Genomic DNA, 1,806 nt, shown 5'->3' with positions numbered 1-1,806 from the left:
GAGGGACACGGCTTCGACTGCTCCACCGAGCAGAAGCTCGAGTCCATTTCCAACTTCGGCGCGAAGTACGGCCTGACCGACTGACAGTTCCCCGGTTGCAAGACATCACCCCGCGATTGCAAGACATCTAGTGCGATTACTGAGCTGTTTTTCGCACCGCTGGTCTTGCAGCTGCGGGGTGATGTCTTGCAACCGCGGGGTTGTTGTGGGCGGGACCGGCTTGGGAGCGCGGGATAAGGCGAACCGCGGCCCCTGTGGATGGTCGTCGACTCCATCCACAGTGGCCGCTTTCTGCCTGTTCCGAGACGTCGCCGCCATTCACGATTGCCTCATGGCACGCACTCGCTGGGTCAGCGACACCCGCCCACCCGTCCCGGTCCCCGCGTCATTGGCGGACGCGGTGACGACCGGCAAACCGTTCGCAGGCGCCGATGCCCTGGCCGCCGGACTCGTCACCCGCTACGCACTCCGAGCCGGGTTCCACGCGATCTTCCCCGGTGTCTACGTCGCTAAGGGCGAGCCGCTGACCAGCTGGGACATCATCCGGGCAGCCGGCATCTGGGCTCCGTCGGACGCGATCATCGGAGGATGGGCTGCCGCCTATCTCCACGGCGAAACGTCGTACGCCAGAGAAAGAGTACTTGGCGGAATCGATGTGTTCACCGCAGCCGAACCGCGGCCTCCGCGCGGGATCCGGAAGCGTTCACTTCGCCGCCCGGTGCCTGACGAGGACATCTGCCAGATCGGAGGGCTACGCGTCACCACCCCTGCTCGCACAGCCGTGGATACGGCCAGATGGATCCGCGGGGAGGACCTGCGTATCTGCGTGATCGATTCGCTCTGCTTCACCACCGGCACTTCGCTCGACGCCGTCGCCGCGGCCGCGGGACGCATGCATGGCCTGCATGGTGCATCGACGATCGCGCGACTCTTGGACGCATGTGACGCCGGTGCGCAGTCCCCGCAGGAGACATTGCTGCGACTCCGCATCGAACGGTCGCCGCTCCCCCGGCCGACTTCTCAACTCGAGATCTTCGAGCCCACCGGTGAGCGGATCACGATCGCCGACCTCGCCTACGCTTCTGCCAAGGTCGCGATCTTCTACGACGGCAGGCACCACGGTGACGAGGACCAGTGGCGGCGGGACCTACGCATCACCGCCAGGCTGACCGATCTCGGGTGGCAGGTCGTGCGGATCGTCAAGGACATGAAGCCTGACGAGGCGATGCGTCACATCACGAACGCATACACCCGCGCTCAAAACCGCCCGCGCGCCTGACACCGCCAATCCCTGCAGCGGTTGCAAGACATCCCCCATCACCTGCACGACAATCGGCGCGAAAGGCCGGGTCTGAACCGCAACGAGCGTCGTGCAACCGCGCGCCCGTGTCTTGCAGCCGCGGCGAGGGGCGGCCTCGACGATCACGCCGAGATGGTCACTGCGATGTCGTCGAGGCAGGCCAGGATCTCGCGGTGGGTGTCCTCGGTGGCCTCGAGATGCATGAGGTGGCCGGCCCGGGGCACGCTGCGGACCTGGCGGACGTCGTCGTGATATCGGTCGAGCTTCTTAAGCGGCTCGCGGCCGTGGAAGCCCTCGAGGTCGGGATCGTGCTCCGAGTAGACGAAGTAGTACGGCACGGGGTTGGTCTGGCGCTCGAACTCCTTGCGGGCGTACCACGACACGTCCATCGCCCGGTACCACTGCAGCGGGCCGGCGAACCCGGTGCGGACGTACTCGGTCTCGTAGCGGTCCAACTCCTCCGCGGTGAGCCAGCGCCACGGCAGCTCCGGCGCCTCGGGCAGCGC

Annotated in this window: 1 protein-coding gene and 1 pseudogene; one reads left to right on the top strand and one right to left on the bottom strand. The window is 66.4% G+C overall.

Annotated elements, in window-relative coordinates; all coding sequences use genetic code 11:
* Positions 1 to 331: 331 nt before the first annotated feature.
* Positions 332 to 1,279: a hypothetical protein gene (locus ACWIE7_RS19100; protein WP_454070319.1), complete on the top strand. Its 948-nt coding sequence runs from the start codon at positions 332 to 334 to the stop codon at positions 1,277 to 1,279.
* Between the two features lie 143 nt (positions 1,280 to 1,422).
* Here the strand turns inward: ACWIE7_RS19100 and ACWIE7_RS19095 are convergent.
* Positions 1,423 to 1,806: pseudogene (locus ACWIE7_RS19095) on the bottom strand (alpha/beta hydrolase); the annotation flags it as partial.

It is taken from the genome of Dietzia sp. NPDC055343 (assembly GCF_053645265.1).
This window is presented reverse-complemented; position numbering and strand designations above follow the sequence as displayed.